The following is an 8,203-nucleotide window of genomic DNA, read 5'->3' on the forward strand; positions in this document are numbered from 1 at the left end:
GCCCGAATCCAGAAAGAGTGGGGAGATTGCCATGTCGTCTTGCGGCGATGTCGATCCGGCACGCGTGTTGACGTCGCTGGCTGACATCGTTCACCAGGGTTCGACACCCAGAGAGATGTATGCCGCGATCTGTGTGGCCGCAACGTTGATGGTTCCCGGCTGCGACCATGCCAGCCTGATGATCTGCCGTGACGGCGCCTGCAGCACAGCAGCCGTCAGCGACTCCGTCGCGCACAAGATCGACAAACTCGAGCAGGCGCTCGGCACCGGGCCGTTCCTCGATGCCATCGAAAAGCAAACCGCTCAAACGGCATCGGATCTGACCACTGGTAGTCGGTGGCCGGTATTAGCAGCCCGCGTGGTCGCCGAAACGCCGGTGCGGGGCACGATGAGTATTCGCCTGCCGGTAGACCGCGCCCAGGTCGGTGCGCTCAACCTGTTTTCCGATACGGCGAATGCATTCGACAACACGTCGGTTGAACGGGCCATCGTGCTGGCGGCGTTCGCCACGGTGGCTACCAATGCCACCGCGCACGGCGAAGACGCGGCCGGGCTGCGCCGCGGGCTTGCCAGCAACCGCGCGATCGGCACGGCCATCGGCATGTTGATGGTGCTCAACGATGTGTCTGATGACGACGCGTTCGACATCCTCCGTCGAACCTCGCAAGACAGCAACGTCAAGGTCGCCGACATCGCGGTCGAGTTCGTTCGACGCCGCTTAGCACAACAGCCTTAATGCGGCGTCGACCGCTAATGCGGCCACGTCGAGGGTTTTCGAGCCCAGGTCGTGTCGCGCGCCGGTGATCTCGACGATCTCGGTCGTTGCGGGAATCAACGCGGCGGCGGCGCGCAGCTCGTCGAGGGTGCCGAAAGGATCCGACGTGCCGTGGGTGAACACCGTCGGCACCGCGATGTCCGGCAGGTGCTCGGTGCGGGCGCGTTCGGGCTTACCGGGCGGATGCACCGGATAGGAGAAGAGCGTCAGCAGGTCCACCGGCTGCGCATCTTCGGCTACCACCATGGACGTCTGCCGGCCGCCGTAGGAATGGCCGCCGGCGATCAGCGGGCCGTCGGCGAGGTCGCGGCACACGGCGATCGCCTCCAAGATGCCGGCGCGATCGGCCACCGCCGAACCCGACGGCGGTCCCTTCGGGCGTCGCCGGCGATAAGGCAGGTTGTAGCGGACCGCAAGCCAGCCACGTCGGGCCCACTCGTCGCAAAGTTTCTGCAGCAGTGCGGATTCCCTGCTGCCACCGGCGCCGTGGGTCAACACCACCACACCGGACGGGGTGCCGTCGGGTTCATGCGCCACGCCCGCGATCGCTTCGAGGGTCACGGGGACAGCCTGAACAGCGGGGACACCGGGCCGTGGCCGTGCCCGAGCGGATAGGCGGCATGCAGGCACTCGGTCACCCAACGCTTGGCGAACGCGACCGCGTCCGGCACGGTGTAGCCATGGGCCAGGGCGCAGGCGGTCGCAGCGGCCAGCGTGTCGCCAGCGCCGTGGTCGTGGGTAGTGTCCACCCGCGGCGACTCGAACTCGTGAAAGTCGTTGCCGTCGAACAACAGATCCGTGCTGCTGGCCGACCTGGTCAGATGGCCGCCCTTCACCAGCGCCCACTGCGGGCCCAGCGCGTGCAGGGCGCGGGCCGCGTCGGCCTGCGACTTCGAGTCGACAACGTCGATGTCTACCAGTAACCGCACCTCGTGCAGATTCGGCGTCACCAATGTTGCCAGCGGAAATAGTTCGGCGCGAAGGGAATCCAGCGCGCTGCGGTCGAGCAGCGGATCGCCGTGCATTGACGCGCAGACCGGATCGACCACCAGCGGCACGCCCGCGCCATGCTCACGCCAACTCTCGGCGACCGCGGTGATGATCTCCGCCGATGCCAGCATGCCGGTTTTGGCGGCCTGCATCCCGATGTCGTGGCACACGACCTCGATCTGGGCGGCGATGACATCGCCGGGCACCTTGTGAAAACCTTTCACGCCCAACGAGTTCTGCACTGTCACCGCGGTCACCGCGCACAGCGCGTGCACCCCCAACAAGGTGCAGGTCCGGATGTCGGCCTGAATACCGGCACCACCGCCAGAGTCCGATCCGGCGATCGTCAGTACCCGCAGCGGCGTCGCACCGCGCGGCGCCAGCGGAAGGTAGATCACCGGGCGATCGGCAGGTACACCCGGTTGCCGTGCTCTGCGAACTCGGCCGACTTCTCCGCCATACCCTGCTGAAGAGCCGCCTCGATGGCTTCCTCGCTGTCGAGTCCATGCTCGGCGGCGTAGTCGCGGACATCCTGAGTAATGCGCATCGAGCAGAACTTCGGGCCACACATCGAGCAGAAGTGTGCGGTCTTGGCGGGTTCGGCCGGCAGCGTCTCGTCGTGGAATTCCCGCGCGGTGTCGGGATCCAGGGACAGCGCGAACTGGTCGTGCCAGCGGAACTCGAACCGTGCCGTGCTCAGCGCGTCGTCCCGCTCCTGCGCTCGCGGATGGCCCTTGGCCAGATCGGCCGAATGGGCGGCGATCTTGTAGGCGATCACTCCGTCTTTGACGTCCTTGCGGTCGGGCAGACCCAGGTGTTCCTTCGGCGTCACGTAGCACAGCATCGCGGTGCCGGCTTGGGCGATGATGGCCGCGCCGATCGCCGAGGTGATGTGGTCATAACCCGGCGCGATGTCGGTGGCCAGCGGCCCCAGGGTGTAGAACGGCGCCTCCTCGCACCACTCTTCTTCCAGCCGCACGTTCTCGACGATCTTGTGCATCGGGACGTGCCCGGGTCCTTCGATCATCACCTGTGCGCCATGGGCTTTCGCGATCTTGGTCAGCTCGCCCAGAGTCCGCAATTCGGCGAACTGTGCAGCGTCGTTGGCGTCGGCGATCGATCCCGGCCGCAGCCCGTCGCCCAGCGAGAACGTCACGTCGTAGCGGGCGAAGACGTCGCAGAGCTCTTCGAAATTGGTGTACAGGAACGACTCCTGATGATGCGCCAGGCACCACGCCGCCATGATCGACCCACCGCGGGACACGATGCCGGTGACGCGTTTGGCGGTCAGCGGCACATAGCGCAGCAACACCCCGGCGTGCACGGTCATGTAGTCCACGCCCTGCTCGCACTGCTCGATCACGGTGTCCCGATAAATTTCCCAGGTCAACTCGGTGGGATCGCCCTTGACCTTCTCCAGCGCCTGGTAGATCGGCACCGTGCCGACCGGCACCGGTGAGTTGCGCAGAATCCACTCGCGGGTGGCATGAATGTCCTTGCCGGTTGACAGATCCATGATGGTGTCCGCACCCCAGCGGGTGGCCCACACCATCTTGTCGACCTCCTCGGCGATCGACGACGTCACCGCCGAGTTGCCGATGTTGGCGTTGACCTTGACCGCGAAGGCCTTGCCGATGATCATCGGCTCGCTCTCGGGATGGTTGTGGTTGGCCGGAATCACCGCGCGGCCGCGGGCAACCTCGTCGCGAACCAGTTCGGCGGGCATATCTTCGCGGGCGGCGATGAACGCCATCTCCGCGGTGATCTCACCGGCGCGGGCCCGCTGCAGCTGTGTGCCGCGGTCGCGCACCACGCCCGGGCGCGGCGGCAGCCCGGCCGTCACGTCGATCACCGCGTCGACGTCGGTGTAGGGGCCGGAGGTGTCGTAAAGGTCGAAGTGCTGTCCGTTCGACAGATTCACCCGGCGAAACGGCACTTTGGCTTCAGGGACGGCCTCGAGGCTTCGATAGATCTTGCTGCTGCCTGCGATGGGTCCGGTGGTCACGGACGGTTCAACGGTAACGGTCATTTTTGTCATCTCCCTACGTCGGCATTACCCGGTCAGGTTCATACGGTCGACGGCCCCGAGCCGTCCTCTCAGCGCACTCGGCGTGCGCTCCCGTGTTCTCTTGCTTGTGCCTGATTGCCCGGCTCCTCCTCGGACCGCTGCACGGTCCGCATCGTCGCCGTGCAGACCACGCTAGCGCAGCCGGACGGCGCTGCCCACCCCGCGACGATGCACGCCGCGGAAGCGGCGTGAGGAGAAGCGGGGTACTAGTTCAGGCCAAGACGGAACGTGCGTCTTTCCGTCCAACCGGTGGGCAGGCTGTGTGAACGGTGGAATGATTCGAAACGTGCAGGAGGCCCCCGAAGTTCTGGCAACGAGCACCGACACCGCGGGCTCACCTGCCCTGGGGTCGGCGAAACTCGACGTCGACGACGTCAGCGTGGGAACTTTCCGGTTTTGGTTTGTGGGCCAGCGCTGGGAATGGTCCGACGAGGTGGCCCTCATGCACGGCTACCAGCCCGGGGCGGTAGTGCCGACGACCGAACTGCTGCTGTCGCATAAGCATCCAGAAGACCGGGAGCACGTTCAGGACATACTCGACCGGGCGCTGCATTCCAAGAGCTCGTTCTCCAGCCGTCACCGCTTCATCGACGTGGGCGGCAACGTGCACGACGCGATCGTGGTGGCCGACCGGATGGCCGACGAGTCGGGCGCCGTGGTGGGAACCGCCGGCTATTACATCGACTTGACTGACACCTTCGTCGAGACCCGGCAGGTCGCCCTCGACGAGGCGCTTCCCGACCTGTTCGAGGCTCGCGCGGTGATCGAGCAGGTCAAGGGTGTCTTGATGGCCATCTACCGGGTCAGCGCGGAGCAAGCCTTCAGCGTATTGCGGTGGCGGTCGCAGGAGACCAACACCAAACTGCGGGCGCTGGCCAAGCAGCTGATCGCCGAAATCCCCACGCTGCCAACGCCGTCGGCGGACGTGCAGAGCGCCTTCGACCATCTTTTGTTGACGGTGCATGAGCATATTCCGGGTGAACCCGACGCATAGCTTGGTCGCCGACTAGGCTCGACAAGGCTGTGGACGGTACGCCGCCACGACATTGCATTGAGCGGTGCATCGAAGCGGGTGAACGCGATGGATTTGTTGGTCGTCGACTATGAGGTACGACCGGAAGCTGTGGTTGTGCAGGCCAAGGGCGAGGTGGATTCCAGCACCGCCGGCGACCTGAATTCACAGCTGGATGCCGCGCTGCAGCAGGCCGAAACCCACGCCTCGCGATTGCTCATCATCGATTTGCAGGGCGTGACCTATTTCGGCAGCGCCGGACTCAACGCCGTCCTCGACTGTCACCGGCGCGGGCAGCAAGCCGGCACATCGGTCCGGCTGGTTGCCGACAATGGATTGGTGGTTCGCCCGATCGAGGTGACGAACCTGGACAGCGTCCTCGAGCTCTACCCCACGCTGCCCGATGCGCTGCAAGGCCGTGATACCGAGCAGGGGCAGTGAGCGGGCCTCCCCGCCGTCACTGGAGAAGCGAGCCGCAGGTCCTGCCACCCGACCTCGCCAAGGCCGTGGCACTCGGCGGCGAGATGGGCTGTCTGTTCGCCGAATTCGACTGGGCCGCGCACCCGTTGGGGCCGCCGGATGAGTGGTCGCCCGAGGTGCGGTCGGCCGTCGCGGTGGTGTTGACCTCGCGGTTTCCCATTGTCCTGTGGTTGGGCGTCGAAGACCTGTTCCTGGTTTACAACGACGCCTATATCCAGATCCTCGGCGAAAGGCACCCGGCCGCATTGGGCCGGCGTGGCCGATTCGTGTGGTGGGACATCTGGGAGCCGATCAGCCCGATGCTGGCCAGCGTCATCGCTACCGGTGAGGCGACTTGGTCGTATGACTTGATGCTGCCGATGGTGACCGCCGGCCGACGCCAGGAACGCTATTTCACCTTCACCTACAGCCCACTGGTCGGCGCGAACGGCGAAAGCTACGGGATTTTCTGCCCATCCTGGGAGACCACCGAGCGGGTGATCAGCGAGCGACGGCTGCGTCTGCTCAATGCGGTCGCCTCGGCGACGATGGAGACCCGCACCGTCGACGACGCGGTGAGCGCCGCCGTGTCGGTGTGTGCCGAGCAGGCCGACGTACCGCTCGTCGCGGCGTATGTCCGTGGAGCGGACGCGGCCGATACCACCCTGCGCGGAGCAACGCCGTCGGTGCTGCCGCTGCTGCCGCCCACGCTGGAGAAGCTGACCGACTGGGTGCCGACAACGCGGTCGCGGGCGGAAGTGCGGATCATCGAGAACGTCTCGTCGGTGATTCGCGGTCTGCACGAGGTGTTGGGCGGCGATTGCCCAGACCAGGCGCTGGTGCTGCCGCTGGGCGAGAACGCGATCACGGGGGCGCTGGTGGTGGGGACCAATCCCCGGTGTCCGCTGGATGAGCAATACCTCGGCTTCTGTCAGCTGCTCGCCGATCAGTTGTCGTCGGCGCTGGCCTCGGTGGTCTCCCACGAACAGCAGCGCCGGCGCGCGGATGCGCTGGCCGAACTCGACCGCGCCAAGACGACGTTTTTGACCAACGTCAGCCACGAATTCCGCACTCCGCTGACCTTGCTGCTGGGCCCGCTGGAGGATGCGCTCTCTGACGTGGGTTCACACACGGTTCTCGCCGACCGGCTGCGAATGGCCAGGCGCAATGCGGGACGGCTGCTGCGCCTGGTCGACTCGCTACTGCAGTTCTCCCGCATCGAAGCAGGCCGCGCCACAACGAAGTTGGTGTGCACCGATGTCGGGGCGCTGACGTCGCAGATCGCGTCGTCGTTCACCGAACTGTGCGAGCGGGCCGGGCTCGAACTCGTCCTTGACTGCCGTCGGGCGCTGGCCGACGTCGACCAGGACATGTGGGAAACCATCATGCTCAACGTGATGTCCAATGCGGTCAAGTACACGCTGAGCGGCTCGATCACCGTCACGGTGCACAGCGGTGACTCCCCGGCTGGCGACGATGCGGGCCACGCAGGGGCCCGCGGTGGGGGCGTCCGACCCGGCCGATGCGTCATCAGCGTCCGCGACACCGGCGTCGGTATCAGCGAAGCCGACTTGAAACGGCTCGGCGAACGCTTCTTTCGGGCCGACACCGCGCGGGGCCGCAGCGTGGAGGGCACCGGGATCGGGCTGTCGCTGGTGCGCGGGCTGGTGGAACTCCAGCAAGGCAGTATGCAGATCGCCAGCGAACTCGACCGGGGTACCACCGTCGCGATCACGCTGCCGAAATCGCTTGCCGCCACACCGATCGACCATGCATTGGCCGACCTGCTGGATAACCCGTACGTCGTCGAGGCGGATCAATGGGTGGCGCCGCTTCCGATCGAGGCCGCGCCCGCCGGCGATGACCGCAAACTGGTCTTAATCGCCGACGACAACGCCGACATGCGGGCCCACATCGACCGGGTGTTGTCGGCGCACTGGAGAACAGTTCTGGTCGCCGATGGCATAGCGGCTCTGCGGACCGCCTACGAGCTTCGGCCTGACGCCATCGTGACCGACGTGATGATGCCCAAGCTGGACGGATTCGACTTCGTCGCGGCCATTCGTCGCGATACCGAACTGGCCGCCACGCCGATCGTCATGCTTTCCGCCCGCGCCGGAAGCGAGGCCGTCAGCGAAGGCTATGCCGGCGGTGCGGACGACTACCTGCCTAAACCTTTCCGCTCGCAGGAGCTGATCGAGAGGGTCGCGGCGCGATTGTCCGCCGCCGGCCGCGAACGTGCCGGTCAGCAACAGCGTGAAGCCGAGCTTCGGCATACTTCTGCGACCGCGCAACTCGATGCCGCGTTGCAGGCCGCCGACTCGGTCGCCGGAATCGCCGATGCGCTGCTGGCGGCTCCGGTCGGCTCGGGCGGTGCCACGATCGTGGTGATCGGTCTGCTCGACGCCGAGGAGAACAACGTCCGGTTCGAGTACGCCGGTCCGGTCCCCGTCGAAATCCGCGACCGCTACCACGTCGCCACCCTGGACACGCCGCTGGTGCCGATTGACGTCATCAAGACCGGCCAGCGGATGGTCATCACCGATACGTTGGCGCTCGCTCCGCGTTATGGCCACGTGGTGCACGAAACAGCGCACAGCGTCCGGTCATGCGTCAGCCAGCCGCTGCGTGGTCATGACGGGAAGGTGATCGGTTCGCTCGGGTTGCTGTGGCCCATAACGCAGGACTTCGACGCGAGCGAGCTCGAGATGTACGCCCGCACCGCGGAGATCACCCAATCGGCGGTGGGCCGGGTCCGCAGTGCACAACGCGAACATCGGATTGCCGTCGACTTCCAGGAGCATCTGCTCGATCTCGACCGTGGGTCAACGGCCGCGGTGGTGGCGGCGGTGTATCAGCCCGGCGGCGAGGCGATGCGCGTCGGCGGCGACTGGTATCT

General features: G+C 66.1%; 7 protein-coding genes and 1 riboswitch. Of the genes, 4 read left to right on the forward strand and 3 right to left on the reverse strand.

The genetic code is table 11. The features are described from left to right. Positions 1-31 precede the first annotated feature (31 nt). On the forward strand, positions 32-736 hold the full coding sequence (locus ACLQI9_RS03905) for a GAF and ANTAR domain-containing protein (RefSeq protein ID WP_442384299.1): 705 nt from the start codon (positions 32-34) through the stop codon (positions 734-736). Here ACLQI9_RS03905 and ACLQI9_RS03910 read toward each other — a convergent pair. The 3 genes from ACLQI9_RS03910 to thiC form a co-directional block, all read right to left on the reverse strand. Next, positions 719-1,336 carry an alpha/beta hydrolase family protein gene (locus ACLQI9_RS03910; protein WP_442384301.1) on the reverse strand — a complete coding sequence of 206 codons (618 nt, stop codon included), beginning with the start codon at positions 1,334-1,336 and terminating at the stop codon, positions 719-721. The two genes, ACLQI9_RS03905 and ACLQI9_RS03910, sit on opposite strands and share 18 nt — an antisense overlap. Further along, positions 1,333-2,163 carry a bifunctional hydroxymethylpyrimidine kinase/phosphomethylpyrimidine kinase gene (gene thiD, locus ACLQI9_RS03915; RefSeq protein ID WP_442384303.1) on the reverse strand — a complete coding sequence of 277 codons (831 nt, stop codon included), beginning with the start codon at positions 2,161-2,163 and terminating at the stop codon, positions 1,333-1,335. Before thiD ends, ACLQI9_RS03910 begins: the two co-directional genes overlap by 4 nt. Next, positions 2,160-3,794 carry a phosphomethylpyrimidine synthase ThiC gene (gene thiC, locus ACLQI9_RS03920; RefSeq protein ID WP_442391086.1) on the reverse strand — a complete coding sequence of 545 codons (1,635 nt, stop codon included), beginning with the start codon at positions 3,792-3,794 and terminating at the stop codon, positions 2,160-2,162. The genes thiD and thiC overlap by 4 nt, the downstream gene beginning before the upstream one ends. Next, a riboswitch (TPP riboswitch) is annotated at positions 3,788-3,898 on the reverse strand. (Overlaps the previous gene by 7 nt.) A 209-nt stretch (positions 3,899-4,107) precedes the next feature. Here thiC and ACLQI9_RS03925 point away from each other — a divergent pair. The 3 genes from ACLQI9_RS03925 to ACLQI9_RS03935 form a co-directional block, all read left to right on the forward strand. After that, positions 4,108-4,827, forward strand: coding sequence for a PAS and ANTAR domain-containing protein (locus ACLQI9_RS03925; RefSeq protein WP_442391088.1), 720 nt, complete (start codon positions 4,108-4,110; stop codon positions 4,825-4,827). A gap of 87 nt (positions 4,828-4,914) precedes the next feature. Next, on the forward strand, positions 4,915-5,286 hold the full coding sequence (locus tag ACLQI9_RS03930) for an STAS domain-containing protein (protein ID WP_442391096.1): 372 nt from the start codon (positions 4,915-4,917) through the stop codon (positions 5,284-5,286). Further along, a partial coding sequence (locus ACLQI9_RS03935; RefSeq protein ID WP_442391090.1) for an ATP-binding protein occupies positions 5,283-8,203 on the forward strand: 2,921 nt, incomplete at its 3' end. The genes ACLQI9_RS03930 and ACLQI9_RS03935, both read left to right, overlap by 4 nt.

It is taken from the genome of Mycobacterium sp. (assembly GCF_052143115.1).
Lineage (GTDB): Bacteria > Actinomycetota > Actinomycetes > Mycobacteriales > Mycobacteriaceae > Mycobacterium.